We start from the raw sequence: 18,613 nt of genomic DNA on the forward strand, positions 1-18,613 counted from the left end.
CCGGCCGCCCCCTCGGGCACTGATGCGTTCCGCCGAGGGTCAGTCCTGCGCGCGCCGCCGGGCGACGACCATCGCGCCGGCTCCGACTGCCAGCAGCAGGGCGGCACCACCGGCGACGTACGGCGTGGTGGAGCTGCTGCCCGTCTCGGCGAGGTCGGCGTCGACGGCCTGGGGTGCGTGACCGGTGCCGGCCTGGGGCTTCACGTCACCGCCGGTGTCACCGGCCGTGGAGCCCGCCGTGGAGCCCGCGGTGCCGGCTCCGCCGTCAGTGGACCCGCCGTCACCCGAACCACCGCCACTCGAACCACCGTCGGTCGAACCGCCGTCGGTGGACCCGCCGCCACTGGACCCGCCGTCAGTCGAACCGCCGTTGTCACCACCGCCGTTGTCACCACCGCCGCTGTGACCACCACCGCTGTGACCACCACCGTTGCCACCGCCACCGTTGCCACCGCCACCGTTGTCACCGCCGCCCGTGCCGGCCCCCTTCGGCGTCTCGCAGGTGGCCTCGGCGAGCGTGACCTCGCCCTTCACATCGGCAACGTTCAGATCGAGCGGGTTGACCGAGACCTTCAGCTGGAGCGCCACCGCGGCCGCGGTGCGCGAGGTGGTGCTCGTCTTCGACAGGTCGAGCGTCACCTCGCCGACGCCCTTCACCGCGACCTGCGCGGTGCCTCCGGCGGTGAGGGTGACACGCTTGCCGAGGACCTTCACGTGCCCCAGCACGTTCGACTCGGCGACCGGCTTGCGGCCGGCCTCGCAGACCGCCTTGGAGGTGACCTGCTGGACCTCGATCAGCGAGAGCAGCGGCAGACCGGGCAGGTGCAGCCGCGCCTTCACCACATTGCTGTAGCCCTCGGCGCGGTGCTTTCCGACGGTCGCCTTCGCCGTGGCCACATCGGCACGCAGCACGCTGACCCGCCGCCCGCCCTCCACTCCGTCGAGCCTCACGGCGAGGGCGGTCTTCTCGGCGCTCCGCGGGGCCTGCACCTCATTGAGCGTCGCCTTGAGCGGCACGTCGATCGTCTTGTTGAGGAGCGAGACGTCGAGTGCGGTACGGAGCACGACCGCGCTCGCCTTCCCGTCGCCGGCGGTCGTGGTGGCGGCCGTGGTGGCGGCGTGCGCCGGGACGGCGACCAGCAGGGCGACGGGAGCGGCGGCGACCGCCAGGGCAGCGAGGCGGAAGGTGTTGCTGTTCAAGATGGTGGAACCCCCACAAGAGACATGGAGCCACCGGCGCCGTCCAATGGGGGACATCGCGGGCACCGGTGGCCTCGACTCCGTGAATCTTTACGCACAGAGGGTGAACTGGCAGATACCTGACGTGAGTTCACCCCAAAGGGGGGTTTCCGTGTCTGTATTCGATTATTCCGGCACGTGCGTTCCTTGAGTTCACCCGTTTCACCGAACGCGGGCGGCTCGGACGGCCTCGGCGCCGTGGTGCGCGGAAGTGATTCAACGAGCGGGACCGCTCCCGGTAACTGCCGGTCAACACGGCGCATCCCGGACCCGGACGGGCCCGGGACACACCCGGGTCAGCCGATCACGCGCCCGTTCAGTACGACCCGGCGCGGGGCCGCCAGCACGCGCACGTCCTCCCGCGGGTCCTCGTCGTACACCACCAGATCGGCCGGCGCACCCTCCTCCAGCCCCGGCCTGCCGAGCCAGGTGCGGGCAGCCCACGTCGTCGCGGACAGCGCCTCCAGGGCGGGGATGCCCGCCTTGACGAGCTCGGCGACCTCGTCGGCCACCAGGCCGTGGGCGAGCACACCGCCGGCGTCGGTGCCGACGAACACCGGCACCCCCGCGTCGTACGCGGCGCGCACGGTGTCGTACCGGCGCTCGTGCAGCCGGCGCATATGGGCGGACCAGCGGGGGTACTTGGCATCCCCACCCTGTGCGAGCGCGGGGAAGGTGGCGATGTTGACCAGGGTGGGGACGATCGCGACCCCGCGCTCGGCGAAGAGCGGGACGGTCTCCTCGGTCAGCCCGGTGGCGTGCTCGATGCAGTCGATCCCGGCCTCGACTAGATCGCGCAGCGAGTCCTCGGCGAAGCAGTGCGCGGTGACCCTGGCGCCCAGCCGGTGCGCCTCGGCGATCGCCGCCCCGACCTCCGCGCGCGGCCAGCATGGGGTCAGGTCGCCGACCTCGCGGTCGATCCAGTCGCCGACGAGCTTCACCCAGCCGTCCCCGCGGCGTGCTTCCTGCGCGACGTACGCCACCAGTTCGTCCGGCTCGATCTCGTGGGCGTAGTTACGGGTGTAGCGCCGGGTCCTGGCGATGTGCCGCCCGGCCCTGATGATCTTCGGCAGGTCCTCGCGCTCGTCGATCCACCGGGTGTCGGCGGGCGATCCCGCGTCCCGCAGGAGCAGCGCGCCCGCCTCCCGGTCGTCGAGGGCCTGCTTCTCGGTGGTCGCCTCGTCGACGGCGCCGTGATGGTCCAGCCCGACGTGACAGTGGGCGTCGACCAGTCCCGGCAACGCCCAGCCGGTGATGACGACCGCGTCGTCCGCGCCGGCCGGCCGCTCGTACGAGATGCGCCCGTCGACCGCCCAGAGCTCGTCCCTGACCTCCTCGGGTCCGACGAGCACCCGCCCCTTCACATGCAGCACCCTAGGGCCTTTCGTTCGGATCATGGACAGCACTGTACGAGGCAGCGGACCGGGTGCCTCGCCCCGTCCGGACCGATCCGGCGGACGGGTCCCGGGCGCCCGTGGAGGGCTCGGTACCCTCGGGGCAGGCCTGGCTCGCAGGCCGGGCCGCACACCGATCCGATCCCGAAGAGAGCACCACCGTGACGCACCCCTTCCTCGACCTGACCCCGCTCACCGCCGCGCATTTCGCGGCGATCGAGCGGCGGGTGGCCGGTCTCCTCGCCACCGAGCAGGACGTCGTCATCATGCAGGGCGAGGCGCTCCTCCCCCTCGAAGGCTGCATCAGGGGCGGTGCCCGGCCCGGTTCGACGGCGCTGAACGTCGTCACGGGGCCGTACGGGCAGACGTTCGGCAACTGGCTGCGCGACTGCGGCGCCGAGGTGGTCGATCTCGCGGTGCCGTTCCACACGGCCGTCACCGCCGCCCAGGTCGAAGAGGCGCTGGCCGCTCACCCGGAGATCGACTTCGTCTCGCTGGTGCACGCGGAGGCCGCGACCGGCAACACCAACCCGGTCGCGGAGATCGGTGAGGTCGTCCGGGCGCACGGGGCGCTGTTCATGCTGGACGCCGTCGCCTCGGTGGGCGCCGAGCCGCTGCTGCCGGACGCGTGGGGTGTGGACCTGTGCGTGATCGGGGCGCAGAAGGCGATGGGCGGCCCGGCCGGGGTCTCGGCGGTGTCGGTGAGCGCACGTGCCTGGGAGCGGATCGCCGCCAACCCGCAGGCCCCGCGCCGTTCCTACCTCTCCCTGCTGGACTGGAAGGAGCGCTGGATCGACGGCGGCCGCAAGGCGCTGCTGCACGCCCCGGCCCAGCTGGAGATGCTGGCACTGGAGGCCTGTGTGGAGCGGATCGAGGCGGAGGGTCCGGATGCGCTGATGGCCCGTCACGCGGCGGCGGCCGCTGCCACCCGGGCCGGTGCGGTGGCACTGGGCGGCGGCCTGGCGCCGTTTGTGCACGAGGCCCGGGACGCGGCCCCGGTGGCGACCACGCTGCGCACGCCCGAGGGCGTGGACGCCTCGGACCTGGTGGCGCAGGCGCTCGCGGGCGAGCCGTCGCTGCCGCTCATCGCGGGGGGCGGGGCACTGTCCAAGGAGATGATCCGGGTCAATCACTACGGGGTGGATGCGACGCGGGGCGCGGTGCTCTCCTCGCTCGCGGCTCTGGGGGCGGCGCTGGCCGAAACGGGCCGGCAGGTCGATCTGGAAGCTGCCCGGAAGGCCGTTTCGGAAACCTGGCCCAGCGCATAAATTCCGACGTAATCCATAAATGCGGGGAGCTGCCTTATTCAGAGCAGCTCCCCGCATTCTTCTGCCCGCTTTCCCGTGGGCTAAACACTCCAGTTTCCGAGACGGCCGATCTCCACAATTCGGTTGCGTCGCATGAGAGTTACGAGCTTGTGACCGACTCCACAACGGGGGCATTATGTCGGATATATGCATACCAAATCGGCGGAAACCGTAGCCGATTCGCGCAGGAGCGCACACTCGCGTGATAACACAAGGAGTCGCGTCACCCAACCCCCTACGTCGATGCAATTTCGAAATTTGCTGGGTAAATTCAATTCGCATGACCGCCGCACCAGCAGAGTTTGCACGTGCCCGAAGCGAATTCATCACCATCGACACCCCACGAGTGGAGGACGGAGCCGCGATCTGGCGCATTGCCCGCGACTCCGAGGTCCTGGACCTCAACTCCTCGTACAGCTACCTGCTGTGGTGCCGGGACTTCGCGGCGACCTCCGTGGTCGCACGCGACGAGACCGGCTCCCCGGTCGCCTTCGTGACGGGGTACATCAGGCCCGACCGCCCCGAGACGCTCGTCGTCTGGCAGGTGGCCGTCGACCACGGCCACCGGGGCACCGGCCTGGCAGCGAAGCTGCTGGACGCCCTGACCGCACGCGTCGCCGGCGAGCAGGGCCTCGCCTCGGTCGAGACGACCATCACCCCGGACAACAAGGCATCGGACCGCCTGTTCACCTCCTACGCACGGCGCCACGACGTGGCACTGGAACGCGAGGTGCTCTTCGACGGCGGCCTGTTCCCCGAGGGCACCCATCTACCGGAAGTGCTCTACAGCATCGGCCCGTTCCACGCCTGAGCAGGCACTTCCGCCTTCCGCCGACGGGTGCCGCCCGTCGCAGTCACCTTCACCGCCGCCCGTCACACCCCCCTCACGCAGGAGACCCGCTGTGACCATCACCCCGCCCGCCCTCAGTGTCTTCGAGACCCTGGAGTCCGAGGTACGGAGCTACTGCCGCGGCTGGCCCGCCGTCTTCGACCGCGCGCAGGGCGCCCGGCTGACCGACGAGGACGGCCACTCGTACCTCGACTTCTTCGCCGGAGCCGGTTCGCTCAACTACGGCCACAACAACCCCGTGTTGAAACGCGCGCTGATCGACTACATCGAGCGCGACGGCATCACCCACGGCCTCGACATGGCGACCACCGCCAAACGGGCCTTCCTGGAGACCTTCCAGAACGTCATCCTGCGGCCCCGCGACCTGCCGTACAAGGTGATGTTCCCCGGCCCGACCGGCACCAACGCCGTCGAGTCGGCACTGAAACTGGCCCGCAAGGTCAAGGGCCGCGAGTCCGTGGTCTCGTTCACCAACGCCTTCCACGGCATGTCGCTCGGCTCGCTCGCCGTCACCGGCAACGCCTTCAAGCGGGCCGGCGCCGGCATCCCGCTGGTGCACGGCACCCCGATGCCGTTCGACAACTACTTCGACGGCCAGGTCCCCGACTTCCTCTGGTTCGAGCGGCTCCTGGAGGACCAGGGATCCGGGCTCAACAAGCCCGCCGCCGTGATCGTCGAGACGGTCCAGGGCGAGGGCGGCATCAACGTCGCCCGTGCCGAGTGGCTGCGTGCGCTCCAGGAGCTGTGCCACCGCCAGGACATGCTGCTGATCGTCGACGACATCCAGATGGGCTGCGGCCGCACCGGCAGCTTCTTCTCCTTCGAGGAGGCCGGCATCACGCCGGACATCGTGACGCTGTCGAAGTCCATCAGCGGCTACGGCATGCCCATGTCGCTCTGCCTGTTCAAGCCCGAGCTGGACATCTGGGAGCCGGGCGAGCACAACGGCACCTTCCGCGGCAACAACCCCGCGTTCGTCACCGCCGCCGCCGCGCTCGACGCCTACTGGGCGGACGGCCAGATGGAGAAGCAGACGCTGGCCCGCGGCGAGCAGGTCGAGCACGCGCTGCTGGCGATCTGCGGCGAGCACGACAGCGCGCAGTTCCGCGGCCGCGGACTGGTGTGGGGCCTGGAGTTCAACGACCCGCAGCGTGCGTCGGCCATCTGCGCCCGCGCGTTCGAGCTCGGACTGCTGCTGGAGACCTCCGGCCCGCAGAGCGAGGTCGTGAAGCTGCTGCCGCCGCTGACCATCACCCCCGAGGAACTGGACGAGGGCCTGCGCACGCTGGCCCGCTGTGTCCGCGAGACCGCCTGACCCGGGGCCGTCACGAACGGCCCCGCAGAGAAACACCGTTGCAGAGAGAAAGGCACCGACCCACCGTGATCGTCCGATCGTTCAGTGACATCGAGAACACCGACCGGCATGTGAAGTCCGCCTCCGGGACCTGGGAGAGCAAGCGCATCGTGCTCGCCAAGGAGAAGGTCGGCTTCTCGCTCCACGAGACCGTGCTGTACGCGGGCACGGAGACGTCGATGTGGTACGCCAACCACATCGAGGCCGTGCTGTGCACCGAGGGCGAGGCCGAACTCACCAACGACGAGACCGGCGAGAAGCACTGGATCTCCCCCGGCACGATGTATCTGCTGAACGGGCACGAGCACCACACGCTTCGCCCCAAGACGGACTTCCGCTGTGTCTGCGTCTTCAATCCCCCCGTCACCGGACGGGAGGACCACGACGAGAACGGTGTCTACCCGCTGCTGACCGAGGAGGGCTGAACCATGACCACTGACCTACGCGCCGACCTGTACCCCTCGCGCGGTGCCGCCGAGATGACCACTCCCCGCCAGGACCCGGTCATCTGGTCCGCGCCGGGCGCACCGGGTCCGGTCGCCGCCAAGGAGCTCCAGGGCTTCGAACGCGACGGTTTCCTCACCGTCGACCAGCTGATCACCCCGGACGAGGTGGCCGGCTACCACGCCGAGCTGGAACGGCTGGTCGCCGATCCGGCGGTGCGGGCCGATGAGCGCTCGATCATCGAGCCGAAGTCGGACTCCGTACGGTCGGTCTTCGAGGTCCACCGGCTCAGCGAGGTCTTCGCCCGGCTCGTCAGCGACGAGCGCGTGGTGGGCCGGGCCCGTCAGATCCTCGGCTCGGACGTGTACGTCCACCAGTCGCGGATCAACGTCAAGCCGGGGTTCGGCGCCTCGGGGTTCTACTGGCACTCGGACTTCGAGACCTGGCACGCCGAGGACGGTCTGCCGAACATGCGGACCGTGTCGGTCTCGATCGCGCTGACCGAGAACTACGACACCAACGGCGGCCTGATGATCATGCCCGGCTCGCACAAGTCGTTCCTCGGCTGTGCGGGCGAGACGCCGAAGGACAACTACAAGAAGTCGCTGCAAATGCAGGACGCGGGCACCCCGTCCGACGAGGCGCTGACGAAGATGGCCGACCGGCACGGCATCAGGCTCTTCACGGGCAAGGCCGGTTCGGCGACCTGGTTCGACTGCAACGCGATGCACGGGTCGGGCGACAACATCACCCCGTACGCGCGCAGCAACGTCTTCATCGTGTTCAACAGCGTGGAGAACAAGGCCGAGGAGCCCTTCGCGGCGCCGGTCCGCCGCCCGGAGTTCATCGGGGCGCGGGACTTCACGCCGGTGAGGTAGGACGGTCCCGGTAGCGGCGGGGGCGGGGACGGAGTGCCGTCCCCGCCCCCGCCGTCGTCGTGACGGCCTCCCCCACGGCGGTCGGCGCCGTCGTAACCCGCTGGACCCGGTGACGGCCACAGGCGAAAGTGAGACCCATGACTTCACACGTACACCACGTCACCGTCGACTGTGCCGACGCCTACAAGCTCGCCACGTTCTGGGCCGAGGTGCTGGGATCCTCCCTCGCCGACGACGATTTCCCCGGTGACCCCGAGGCACTGGTCCGGACCCCGGGTGCCGCCCTGCTGTTCGTCACCGTGCCCGAACCGAAGAGCACCAAGAACCGCGTCCACTTCGACGTCCAGCCGGACGACCGCACCCGGGACGAGGAGGTCGAGCGGCTGCTGGCCCTCGGTGCCACCCTGGTCGGCGATCACCGCAGGCCGAACGGGCGGGGCTGGGTGACTCTGGCCGATCCGGAGGGCAACGAGTTCTGTGTGGAGTGCGATGCGCGTGAGCGGGCGCGGCTGACCGGGACACGGCTGCCGGTCACCGCGGACGACGTGACGTCGGCGGTGGGGCTGGCGGTGGCCGCGTTCAAGGAGTCGCCGGCGGACGACTGGCACATTCCGGCGGGGACGCTCACCTGGGACTGCTGGGAGACCGTGGAGCACCTGAGCGACGACCTCTTCGCGTACGCCGCCCAGCTGGGCGCGCCCTCCTCGTCGTCGGACACCGACGTGCCGTTCCACTGGACCCCGCGGCGCGAGGGCGGTCCCCACAACGCGGTCTTCGCGGATCCGGCAGCGGGTGCGTCCGGGCTGTTGCGGACCCTGGAGGCGAGTGGGGCGCTGCTGTCTGCGATGGTGCGGACGACCGCTCCGGACATCCGCTCCCACCATGTGTTCGGGGCCTCGGACGCGGAGGGCTTCGCCGCCATGGGCGTCGTGGAGACCCTGGTGCACGCGCACGACGTGGCCGAGGGCCTCGGCATCGGCTGGACCCCGCCCGCGGACCTGTGCGACCGGGTCCTGGCCCGGCTCTTCCCCGATTCCCCGGCCGACGAGGACCGGTGGACCGTCCTGCTCTGGTCCACCGGCCGTGCGGATCTGCCGGGCCACGAGCGTGTGACGTCGTGGAAGTGGCACGGGGCCCCGCTGGAGGAGACCCCGCAGCCGTAGTCCCGGACCGTTGTCCGGGGCCGTAGAGTCCTGAAGGGCCCCGCCAGGACGTCACTTGATGAAAGATCATGCACCATGAGCCGCACGGAACAGACAGGTACGGGACGGCGCCGGGCGCCGACGATCCACGACGTGGCGCGTGAGGCCGGAGTCTCGCGCGGCACGGTCTCCCGGGTGCTGAACGGCGGCCACAACGTCAGTCCGGCGGCGCTCGACGCGGTCAACTCCGCCATCCGCAAGACCGGTTACACGGTGAACCGGCATGCCAGGTCGCTGATCACGGGCCGCTCCGACTCGGTGGCGTTCCTGCTCACGGAGCCCCAGGAGCGGTTCTTCGAGGACCCGAACTTCAATGTGCTGCTGCGCGGCTGCACCGGCGCGCTCGCCGCGCACGACATCCCGCTGCTGCTGATGATCGCGGGCACGGAGGCGGAGCGCCGCCGGAACATGCGGTACATCGCCGGCCATGTGGGCGGGGTCCTGCTGGTCTCCAGCCACTCGGGCGACCCGGTCGCCGCGCAGCTGTACGAGGCCGGGGTCCCCCTCGTCGCCTGCGGAAAGCCGCTCGGGCAGGGGTCGAAGGTCAGCTATGTGGCGGCCGACGACCGGGACGGCGCCCGGGACATGGTGCGTTTTCTGTACGAGTCGGGGCGCCGCCGGATCGGTACGGTCAGCGGCCCCCTGGACACCCCGGGCGGAGTGGAGCGGCTGGCCGGATACCGCGAGATGCTCTCCGTCTGCGGGCTGCCCGCCGACGACGCGCTGATCGTGCCGGGCGACTACAGCCGGGCGGGCGGCGAGGCGGCCGCCGCGCTGCTGCTGGAGCGGGCGCCTGACCTGGACGCGGTGTTCGTCGCCTCGGACCTGATGGCGCAGGGCGTGCTCGCGGCACTGGAGAGGGCCGGGCGGAGCGTGCCGCACGATGTATCGGTGGGCGGGTTCGACGACTCCCCCGCGGCGCTCGCCTCCCGGCCGGCGCTGACGACGATCCGTCAGCCCTGGGACCGGATCAGCGCGGAGATGGTACGGGTACTGCTGGCCCAGATCGGCGGCGAGGACCCGGCCGCGGTGATACTGCCCACCGAACTGGTCCGCCGCGACTCGGCGTAGGGACGTACGGCGGCCGCGGCGCCCGTCGGCGCCGCGGCCGGCCCGTTCGGTCGTTACGCGCCGAGCACGGGGTAGTCCGTGTAGCCGCGGTGGTCGCCCCCGTAGAAGGTGGCAGGGTCCGGGGTGTTGTAGGGACCGCCCGCGCGCAGCCGCTCCGGCAGGTCCGGGTTGGCCAGGAACAGTGCGCCGTACGAGACGATGTCCGCCACGCCCTCCTCGACCAGGGCCAGCGCCTCGGGTCCGGTCACGTCCTCGCTCGCCGGGTTGAGGACGAGGGTTCCGTTGAACTGCTTGCGCAGCGACTCGGTCAGCGCCCGGTCGTCGGCCGTGCCCTCGACGAGGTGCAGATACGCGAGCCCGAGCGGTTCGATGGCCCGCACCAGCGCGCTGTACGTGGCCTCCGGCGCGGGCTCGGCCACGTCGTTGAACGGGTTTCCGGGCGAGAGGCGGATCGCGGTGCGGGCGGCACCGATCTCGGCGACGACGGCACGCACGGTCTCCACGGCGAACCGGATCCGGCCCTCCACGGAACCGCCCCACGCGTCGGTGCGCTGGTTGGAGTTGGGCGCCAGGAACTGGTGGATCAGATAGCCGTTGGCACCGTGCAGTTCCACGCCGTCGAAGCCTGCGTCCACCGCGGCACGTGCCGCGGCGACGAAGTCGGCGATCGTCTCCCTGATCTCGGCGTCGGTCAGCTCGCGCGGGGTGACGAAGTCCTTCGGTCCCTCGTGGGTGAAGACCTGCCCGGTGGCCGCGACGGCGGAGGGACCGACGGGAGTGAGCCCGTCGGGCAGCAGGACCGGGTGGCCGATGCGGCCACTGTGCATGACCTGCGCGAAGATCCTGCCGCCCTTGTCGTGCACGGCGTCGGTGACCTTGCGCCAGGCGGCGATCTGCTCCGCGCTGTGCAGCCCCGGGGTGCTGGGGTAACCCTGCCCGACGACCGACGGCTGGATGCCCTCGGTGATGACGAGCCCGGCCGAGGCGCGCTGGGCGTAGTACTCGGCGACCAGCTCCGTCGGCACCCCGCCCTCGCCGGCCCGGCTGCGGGTCATCGGTGCCAGGGCGATGCGGTTGGCGAGCTGTGTGCCGGCCAGGTCGAGCGAGTCGAAGGCGGTGGTCATGGAGAGCCCCCCAAAGAAATATGTGGTCGGCCAATCACAACTATGTGGTCGGCCAAGTATCTGCGACGAGTGCCACTGTAGCGCATTACTTGGCCGACCAAGGTAAAGTCGGAAGGAACCCGCACCCGGCAGCCGAAGAGCCGCCCCGCACCCACCCGAGGAGCTCCCCATGACGCCCGACCCCGCCTGTACCGAGCTGCCCAGCGCCGCCCGCGGCGGCCCGGTCAGCCATGCCGTGTCACGGGTCGCGCGGCTCCACCGGATCGCGGCGGGCAAGCTCCTCAAGGGCGCGGGCCTCTACCCCGGCCAGGAGTTCCTGATGATGTACCTCTGGGACGCGGGTGCGGTCCGCCAGTCCGAGGTGATCAAGGCGGTCGACCTGGACCCCTCCACGGTCACCAAGATGCTCCAGCGCCTGGAGCAGTCCGGGCACGTCCGCCGCAGCCCCGACCCGGCCGACCGCAGGGCCGTCCTGGTCGAGGCCACCGACAACAGCTGCGCGCTGCTCTCCGACGTGGAACGGTCCTGGACGAATCTGGAGGAGCACACCCTCGCCGGCCTGGACTCGGGGGAACGCAAGGAACTGGCCAGGCTGCTGGCCAGGGTCGAGGAGAACCTCTGCCGGGAGACGGCGGACTGCCCGGAGAACCACTGACCCACCCGTCCGCGCTGCCGCGCGTCAGCCGGAGAGCACGTCCAGCGCGCGGTCCACATCGGCCTCGGTGTTGTAGAGGTGGAAGGCCGCCCGCAGATTGCCGGCCCGGTTGGAGACCATCACCCCGGCCCGCCCCAGCACCGGCGCCCGGTCACCGAGTCCCGGCACTCCGACGACGGCCGTCTCGGCCGGCACGGCCTCGTGCCCCAGTCCGGCCAGACCGGCCCTGAAGCGGGCCGCCAGCCCGGTGGCGTGGCCGTGGAGGGCGTCGATGCCGATCTCGTTCAGCAGCGCGAGGGAGTGCTCGGCGCCGTGGTACGAGAGGAACGCGGGCGGCTCGTCGTAGCGGCGGGCATCGGGGGCGAGCTTCGCGACCGGCCCGTAGGTGCTGCCCCACGGGTCCTCGGCCGCGACCCAGCCGGCGAAGACCGGCGGCAGGGACTCCTGCGCCTCCTCCGTGACGGTGAGGAACGACGCACCCCGCGGGCAGAGCAGGAACTTGTAGCCGCCCGCGACCGTGTAGTCGTACGCCCCGGAATCGAGCGGCAGCCAGCCCGCGGACTGGGTGGCGTCCAGCAGCGTACGGGCACCGTGGGCGGCGGCCGCCGCCCGCACCGCGTCCAGGTCGGCGAGCCGGCCGTCGGCGGACTGCACGGAGGAGAAGGCGACGAGCGCGGTCTCGGGGCGCACCGCGTCGGCCAGCTCCGCCAGCGGGACGTACCGCATCCGCAGGTCGCCACGGACCGCGAACGGGGTGACGACCGAGCTGAACTCCCCCTCGGGCGCCAGCACTTCGGCCCCGGCAGGCAGCGAGCAGGCGATCAACCCGACATGAACGGCGACCGAGCTGCCGACGGCGACCCGCCCGGCGTCGACACCGGCGAGCCGCGCGAACCCGCCCCGGGCCCCGTCCACCGCCTCGAAGTCGCCCGCACCGTCCCTGCGACCCGTGGTGTTCCCCTCGGCGAGGGCTCGCACCGCGTCGACGGTACGGCGGGGCAGCAGCCCACAGGAGGAGGTGTTGAGGTAGGCGGTCTCCGGCGCGAACTCGGCGGCCGCCGCACTGCTGAGCGAAGAGATCATCATGCGCCCAGCCTGTAGCCCCCTTAACTCATAGTCAATCGCCGAGAGTTAAGGGGGAAGCCCAAGCAATGCTTATGGCCGGCGGGACCGTAGGACTCAGGCGCTGCTTCCGGCCTGAGGAACCTCGCACGCCCCGTCGGCGTCGCACGCCGCCGCGTCCCCGCCGATCGCGGTCAGCGGGCGGTCCTTCCACGCCTGCTCCAGCGCCTGGGCGAAGACCTCGGAGGGCTGACCGCCGGAGATCCCGTAGCGCCGGTCGAGCACGAAGAACGGCACCGCGTTGGCGCCCAGTTCGGACGCCTCCTGCTCATCGGCCCGCACCTCGGCCGCGTACGCCTGCGGGTCGGCCAGCACCGCGCGGGCCTCGTCGGCGTCGAGACCGGCCTCGACGGCCAGCTCGACCAGCACCCCGTCGTCGTAGACGGAACGCTCCTCGGCGAAGTTCGCCCGGTAGGCCAGGTTCAGCAGCTCGTCCTGACGGCCGCGGGCCTTCGCCAGGTGCAGCAGCCGGTGGATGTCGAAGGTGCTGCCGTGGTCACGGCCCTCGGTGCGGTAGCCGAGGCCTTCGGCCTGCGCGTTGGCCGCGACGTTCGCCTCCATCGACTGCGCTTCCTCGCGGGTGCGCCCGTACTTCTGCGCCAGCATGTCGATGACCTGCGCCGTGTCACCCTTGGCGCGCCCGGGGTCGAGCTCGAACGAGCGGTGGACCACCTCGACCTCGTCGCGGTGGGCGAAGCCTGCCAGGCCCTTCTCGAACCGGGCCTTGCCGATGTAGCACCACGGGCAGGCGATGTCGCTCCAGATCTCGACGCGCATGACTCTTCTTCTCTCCAGGCTCTCGTGCGGCTGCTCCCACAGCGCGGAGGGACCCTCCGCTCACCGGGAAACGCACATCGGGTGCCCGTCATTCCCCGGGCCGTGTCCCTGGGGCGGAGCGCGGTCCGGCTCACAGCGAGGCCGGGCGAAACGGGAGGTCCTGCTAGAGGGCGGTGCGGTTCGCGGTCCTGCTAGAGGGCGGTGCGGTTCGCGGTCCTGCTAGAGGGCGGTGCGGTTCGCGGTCCTGCTAGAGGGCGGTGCGGTTCGCGGTCCTGCTAGAGGGCGGTGCGGTTCATCGGGCGAGGCAGAGGTTCCAGCGCACCGGCGTCGCGCAGGCGCACATAGGCGTCCACGACGGCCTCGACGTCCCCGGGCGGTGCGATGTCGAGGAGCACGCCCGCCCCGGGCAGTTCCTTGCGGGCCCTGCCCACACCGTCGGGAGCCAGCGCCGCACGCCCCGGGGAGAGGTAGCCGAGCCGGCCGACGCACAGCTGGGAGAGCGTGTAGTCGTAGCCGGCGTCGTCCTCCAGGGCGTCGAGCAGGTCGTCGTCGGTCACATCGCCGATGTCCGGCTGCCAGACGTCCGCGATCAGTGCGAGCAGTGCGGCCTCGGGGACCTCGGCGCCGTCCGGGGAGAGCACCGTCAGCACGACGGCCTGGGTCACGTACTCCGACTCACCGCCGGCGCGCCCGGAGACGCTGATCTCCCAGCCCGGCCCGCCCGTGCTCGCCAGGCTCAGGCCCGCTCCGTCCGAGGTCTGCGGGGAGTCGTGGTCGGCCTGCAGCGCGGCTGCCAGCTCCGCCTCGTCGGACCGGAGTTCCGTGGGGCGGCCGGAGGCGTGGTGGTGGGTCCAGGTCCACGGCTGTCCTGCCGGGGCGGAACCGGCCTCCGGAAGCAGTGCGGGCAGCGCGTCCAGCATCGCCTTCCAGCGTCCCGCGAGCTCCAGGGGCGACTCCTTCCGGGGTCCCCAGAAGCCCCGCACCACACGTCGCATGTCCTGCCTCCACCGTCGTGAGCCGTCGTAGGTCCCCGCCCGCAACCCGCGCGGATCGGCGCGCGCCCCAGGCTAGTCGAAGGCCCCGGGCTTCCTCGTGCTCAGCTCCGGGTTCTGCTTGCTGTAGACGACCTTGATCGGGAGGCCCTCGTCACGGAAGGCCTTCCGGGCCGCCTTGGCGACGTCCGGGTCGGAGAAGTGCCATTCGACCGGACGCCCTCCGGAGGCGTTGACCTGCTCCGTCGCCTCCTTGACGAACTTCTCCCGGCCGGACGGAGTGAGCGTTCCCTTGTCGCCCTTCGACAGGTAGCTCTTGTAACCGTTCTTCGCCTCCAGGAACGTCTGCCTGCCGGAGTCCCAACCGTCGTACTCCACCGGAGGTTTGCCCTCCTTGGGGTTGGCGACGATGTACTCCTTGCCGCGATTGGTGCCGGTGATCTGTTCCTGGTAGCGGAGCCACGACTCGTTCTTCCAGTTGGGCTTGGGGTTGCGGTCGCGGCTCCCCCAGTACCCGTCGCCCGCGTCGGCCGATCCGAGCTCCGGGTCCTTCAGGTCCTTGGCCCAGTCGGGCGAGTTGTAGTTCCGCGGGTCGGAGGTGTCGTTGCGCTTGGCGTCCGGCCACGGCTTCTTCTTCGCCAGCGCCTTGGCCGCTCGGTCGGCCTCCTCGGCGCGCTTCTTGTCCGTCCAGGCGGCACGTTCCTGGTCGCGGGCCTCCTTCGCCTTGGCCTCGGCCGCCCTGTCGCAGCCGTCGTCGGCGAGGATCACGTGGCCGGGCGGGCCTGCGGCGAGCACCCCGGTTCCGGATCCGGCGACGCCGGTGCCCCCGTAGCGCGTCCTGGGTCCGAGGGGTCCTGAGGCGATGGAGCAGCCTGTCCTACGGGCCGAGTCCTCGGCCTTGTCGGCGGCCTCGTCGGCCTCCTTCGCCGCCTTGCGGGCGCCGTCGACGTCCCCGGCCTCGGCCGCCTTGCGTGCCCTGCGCGAGGCCGCCCCCGCGTCCTCGGCGGCCTCCGCCACGTCGGCGGCGATCTTGCCGATGTGGCCGAGCCTGCTGGTCTTGCCGATCACCTTCGCGACGTCGTACCCGGGAATGAACAGGGAGCCGACGTTCCACACGACGTCGGTGACGGCGCGGGTCTTCTGCCCGTTGTTCCACCGCTCGCGCACGTCGTCGCCGACGAACATGTCGTCGCCGACCTTGACCACGGTGTTGAACGACGCCTTGCCCCAGTCGCCGACCGCGCCGAAGTAGTCGCCCTTGTCCCACTTGCTTGCGGCGTCCTTGGAGTCGTCCATCCACTGGCCGCCGAGCTGCTTGCCGTAGTCGGCGATACCGGACCAGGTCGAGGGCTTGAAGAGGTCGATGACCCCGGTCACGTCGCCCCAGATGCCGTCCACGAAGACGCCCTCGACGACCTGGGTGCCGCGGTCCCAGGCGCAGCCGAAGAAGCCCCAGCCGCCGCAGTCCTCCTTGTCCTCCCCGTCGCCCGAGTCACCGGAGTCCCCCGAGTCGTCCTCGCCCGAGGCGGGGATGTCGTCGTACTCGGCCTCGGGTTCGGCGGCGGTCTCCGGGTAGGTTTCCGTGCCGGGCCTGTCGGTGCCGGACCCGTCGGGGCCGCCGGTGGTGTCGGTACCGCCGGTGGTGTCCGCTCCCCCAGTGGTCTCGGATCCCCCAGTGGTCTCGGATCCCCCAGTGGTCTCGGATCCGGCCGGTCCGCCGGTGGAACCCCCGGCGCCTCCGGCCCCGCCCTCGGTGGCGCCCTCAGTGGTGCCGCCCGCTCCCGCGCCGCCGGCTCCGCCCGTACCGGTGGACGCGCCTCCGGCGGCACCGCCGCCGTCCGTGCCGCCCCCGTCCGCACCGCCGACCACCGTGGCGCCCTCGTCCGCGCCGCCCGCATCCGCGCCGCCCGCGCTGTCACCCGCGTTCACCGTGTCGCTGCCGGTGCCCGTCGCCGGGCAGGACGTACCCGTGACGGAGCAGACCGCGGCCCGGAAGCGGTCCGCCATCGGGCCGCCCACGCCGCTCAGCAGCAACGCCACGACGATGGCCGCGACGAGCATGACCAGCCCGACGTACTCCAGGGTCGACTGCCCCCGGTCGCGGCGCCACGTGATCATGTGGGGCAGCGAGAAGTCCGGCTTGTCCTCCCGTTCCCGCTCCGAGAGCCGGAACCACTCACGGCTCTCCGGCCGGGTCAGGAACACCAGGATCAGCACCGGCAGGAACACCTGCGTGAAGCCGTGCATCGATCCGTCCGCGGCATTGGCCGCGCCACCGATGATCAACCACACCTGTACGGCGACGAGTCCGCCCCACACGCCCCGGCCGCCGGTCCACACCCGCCGCGAGAGCAGCCAGCCCACGACCCCGGGGACGGCCCCGTACAGCAGCAGGCCGACCACGACGCCGTTCAGCGCGTCGGCGGCGAGCGCGGAGCCGAACAGGCCGGCGCCGCCCAGCAGCGTCGCACCGAACAGCACATGCAGCAGCATCCGGGCCGCGCCCATGGGGCGGGGCAGTGCCCGGCGCCCCGTTCCGGGCGCGGGTTCTACGCCTCCGTATGCGGATATGCCACCTGTCGCAGACATGCTTCGCCCCCCACCAGCACTGCCCGGAGGCAGAATGACGATTTCTCAGGCTACGGGCCCCGGGACCCGCCGTCATGGGCCCCAGGACCCAACTCGGGTCCCAGCGTCGCTGGGCCTGCGCTCACGTCTACTGGTGCGCGGCAGCCGACACCGCGAGGCGCAGCACCAGATGGCTGCCCGCCCTCGGGTGATCCGGGTCGGCCGTCCAGCCGTGCGCTGCGTAGAAGGACTGGGCGCGGACGTTGTGGACGAACACCTCCAGGCGGGCGTCCGCCACCCCGTCCCGCTGCCAGGCGGCCACGCACGCGGTGTGCAGGGCGGTCCCGACTCCCTTGCGCCAGTGGGCGGGTGACACATGGAGCTGGGAGAGGTGCATCATGCCGTCGCGCGGGGCGTAGGCCGCGACGCCGGCGAGTATGCCGTCCGGTTCGGCGCAGATCACGGTGGCGCCGTCCCGGTCGATGGCGCGGGCCCAGCCGCCCCGGCTCCGGCCGACCTCGGCCTCGCCCGCGTACTCCTCCTCGGGAAGGTGCCCGCTGTAGTACGTGGCCCGGGCCTCGGTGTGCAGGCGGACTATGGCGTCGAGGTCGGCGGGCGTCGCAGTTCGGATCATGGTGGAGGGGACGCGTCCGGCCGGCCGGCGGTTGCCCCCGCCGTGCGGTCGTGAGGAGTCATCCCGCCTGTCGGCGGTACTGCCCGGGGGCCATCCCGTACTCCCGCTTGAACGCCTTGGCGAACGCGAACTCCGAGGTGTAACCAGCCCGTTGGGCGACCGAGCGCAGGGGTGCGTCGTCGGCCCGCAGCAGCCGGCCCGCCGTCGTCATCCGCCACCAGGTCAGATAGGCCAGCGGCGGTTCACCGACCAGGGCGGTGAACCGCCGGGCGAAGGCGGCGCGGGAGAGGCCGCCCAGGGAGCCGAGTTCCTCGACGGTCCAGGGGCCTGCCGGGTCGTCGTGGACGGCGGACAGGGCCGCCGAGACCGCCGGGTCGGCCAGCGCCGCCGACCAGCCCGCCGGGCGCCCGTCCGCGCGGGGCGACGCCTGCTCCTCCAGCCACCATGTGCGCAGGATGTACAGCAGCAGGGTGTCGAGCAGCGCGGGCACCACGGCGTCGGAACCGGGCAGCGGGGTGCGGAGCTCGCCGCCGAGCAGGTCGATCGCCGAGCGGAGCGCGGGGTGTGCGCCGATCCCGGCCGGGAGGTGAACCACGTCGGGCAGGTGCGTGAGCAGGGGATGTGCGCGAGCCCGGTTCAGCTTGTAGGCACCGCACAGGAGTTGGGCGGACGGAGCCGCCGCGTCGGAGGGTGGCTCGTCGTCGGGCGTCGGCCAGGTGCCGTCCGGGCCCGGGACAACATCGTCCAGGGGCGTGCCGGGGTCGTCGGCCAGCGCGTGCCCTCGACCGTGTGCGAGGAACACCACGTCACCGACGCCCAGCCGCACCGCAGGAGCCTCGCCGGGCGGGATCAGCCAGGCCGTGCCCTGGAGCACCACATGGAATCCGGCCCCCTCGGATGCGGGGAACCTCATGCCCCAGGGGGCGTACTTGCTGCGGCGGGAGGAATGCGGACGACCGGCCCGCATGGCCGTGATCACGTCGCTGAGGACATCCATGACTC

The 18,613-nt window shown here is 71.4% G+C and carries 17 protein-coding genes; 8 read left to right on the plus strand and 9 right to left on the minus strand.

The window, feature by feature from the left end:
* Window positions 1-39 precede the first annotated feature (39 nt).
* On the minus strand, window positions 40-1,200 hold the full coding sequence (locus SH922_RS08760; RefSeq protein WP_393056648.1) for an SCO1860 family LAETG-anchored protein: 1,161 nt from the start codon (window positions 1,198-1,200) through the stop codon (window positions 40-42).
* 335 nt (window positions 1,201-1,535) lie between these two features.
* Window positions 1,536-2,612, minus strand: a complete 1,077-nt coding sequence (locus tag SH922_RS08765) for an amidohydrolase family protein (RefSeq protein ID WP_393063498.1) — start codon at window positions 2,610-2,612, stop codon at window positions 1,536-1,538.
* Between the two features lie 182 nt (window positions 2,613-2,794).
* Between SH922_RS08765 and SH922_RS08770 the strand changes: the two genes are divergently transcribed.
* The 7 genes from SH922_RS08770 (at window position 2,795) to SH922_RS08800 (ending at window position 9,739) form a co-directional block, all read left to right on the plus strand.
* The gene (locus SH922_RS08770; RefSeq protein WP_393056650.1) at window positions 2,795-3,901 is read left to right on the plus strand and encodes a pyridoxal-phosphate-dependent aminotransferase family protein; all 1,107 of its coding nucleotides are present in this window, start codon (window positions 2,795-2,797) and stop codon (window positions 3,899-3,901) included.
* Between the two features lie 319 nt (window positions 3,902-4,220).
* The gene (gene ectA, locus SH922_RS08775; protein WP_393056653.1) at window positions 4,221-4,751 is read left to right on the plus strand and encodes a diaminobutyrate acetyltransferase; all 531 of its coding nucleotides are present in this window, start codon (window positions 4,221-4,223) and stop codon (window positions 4,749-4,751) included.
* Between the two features lie 91 nt (window positions 4,752-4,842).
* Complete coding sequence (gene ectB / locus SH922_RS08780) at window positions 4,843-6,105, plus strand: diaminobutyrate--2-oxoglutarate transaminase (RefSeq protein WP_393056655.1); 1,263 nt, start codon at window positions 4,843-4,845, stop codon at window positions 6,103-6,105.
* Between the two features lie 65 nt (window positions 6,106-6,170).
* Window positions 6,171-6,569, plus strand: coding sequence for an ectoine synthase (locus tag SH922_RS08785; protein ID WP_219573115.1), 399 nt, complete (start codon window positions 6,171-6,173; stop codon window positions 6,567-6,569).
* A 3-nt stretch (window positions 6,570-6,572) separates the two neighbouring features.
* Entirely contained in the window at window positions 6,573-7,466 is an 894-nt protein-coding gene (thpD, locus tag SH922_RS08790) for an ectoine hydroxylase (RefSeq protein WP_393056658.1), read from the plus strand.
* 137 nt (window positions 7,467-7,603) lie between these two features.
* The gene (locus tag SH922_RS08795; RefSeq protein ID WP_393056660.1) at window positions 7,604-8,629 is read left to right on the plus strand and encodes a VOC family protein; all 1,026 of its coding nucleotides are present in this window, start codon (window positions 7,604-7,606) and stop codon (window positions 8,627-8,629) included.
* A 75-nt stretch (window positions 8,630-8,704) separates the two neighbouring features.
* Complete coding sequence (locus SH922_RS08800; RefSeq protein ID WP_393056662.1) at window positions 8,705-9,739, plus strand: LacI family DNA-binding transcriptional regulator; 1,035 nt, start codon at window positions 8,705-8,707, stop codon at window positions 9,737-9,739.
* A 53-nt stretch (window positions 9,740-9,792) separates the two neighbouring features.
* Here the strand turns inward: SH922_RS08800 and SH922_RS08805 are convergent, their stop codons facing one another.
* Window positions 9,793-10,863: an alkene reductase gene (locus SH922_RS08805; RefSeq protein WP_393056664.1), complete on the minus strand. Its 1,071-nt coding sequence runs from the start codon at window positions 10,861-10,863 to the stop codon at window positions 9,793-9,795.
* A 169-nt stretch (window positions 10,864-11,032) separates the two neighbouring features.
* Between SH922_RS08805 and SH922_RS08810 the strand changes: the two genes are divergently transcribed.
* Window positions 11,033-11,518, plus strand: coding sequence for a MarR family winged helix-turn-helix transcriptional regulator (locus tag SH922_RS08810; RefSeq protein WP_393056666.1), 486 nt, complete (start codon window positions 11,033-11,035; stop codon window positions 11,516-11,518).
* Window positions 11,519-11,542: 24 nt separating this feature from the next.
* Here the strand turns inward: SH922_RS08810 and SH922_RS08815 are convergent, their stop codons facing one another.
* The 6 genes from SH922_RS08815 to SH922_RS08840 all read right to left on the minus strand — a co-directional run bounded on the left by SH922_RS08815 (window position 11,543) and on the right by SH922_RS08840 (window position 18,608).
* Window positions 11,543-12,604: an aminotransferase class V-fold PLP-dependent enzyme gene (locus SH922_RS08815; RefSeq protein ID WP_393056668.1), complete on the minus strand. Its 1,062-nt coding sequence runs from the start codon at window positions 12,602-12,604 to the stop codon at window positions 11,543-11,545.
* Window positions 12,605-12,697: 93 nt separating this feature from the next.
* The gene (locus SH922_RS08820) at window positions 12,698-13,417 is read right to left on the minus strand and encodes a DsbA family oxidoreductase (RefSeq protein WP_393056670.1); all 720 of its coding nucleotides are present in this window, start codon (window positions 13,415-13,417) and stop codon (window positions 12,698-12,700) included.
* Window positions 13,418-13,692: 275 nt separating this feature from the next.
* Window positions 13,693-14,412, minus strand: a complete 720-nt coding sequence (locus SH922_RS08825) for a hypothetical protein (RefSeq protein ID WP_393056672.1) — start codon at window positions 14,410-14,412, stop codon at window positions 13,693-13,695.
* 72 nt (window positions 14,413-14,484) lie between these two features.
* Window positions 14,485-16,998, minus strand: coding sequence for a Tox-REase-5 domain-containing protein (locus SH922_RS08830; protein ID WP_393056674.1), 2,514 nt, complete (start codon window positions 16,996-16,998; stop codon window positions 14,485-14,487).
* 127 nt (window positions 16,999-17,125) lie between these two features.
* The gene (locus SH922_RS08835) at window positions 17,126-17,611 is read right to left on the minus strand and encodes a GNAT family N-acetyltransferase (RefSeq protein ID WP_393056676.1); all 486 of its coding nucleotides are present in this window, start codon (window positions 17,609-17,611) and stop codon (window positions 17,126-17,128) included.
* Window positions 17,612-17,669: 58 nt separating this feature from the next.
* Window positions 17,670-18,608 carry an AraC family transcriptional regulator gene (locus SH922_RS08840; RefSeq protein WP_393056678.1) on the minus strand — a complete coding sequence of 313 codons (939 nt, stop codon included), beginning with the start codon at window positions 18,606-18,608 and terminating at the stop codon, window positions 17,670-17,672.
* Window positions 18,609-18,613 lie beyond the last annotated feature (5 nt).

Origin of the sequence: Streptomyces sp. LN549, assembly GCF_043203805.1 — a bacterium.
Taxonomy (GTDB): domain Bacteria; phylum Actinomycetota; class Actinomycetes; order Streptomycetales; family Streptomycetaceae; genus Streptomyces.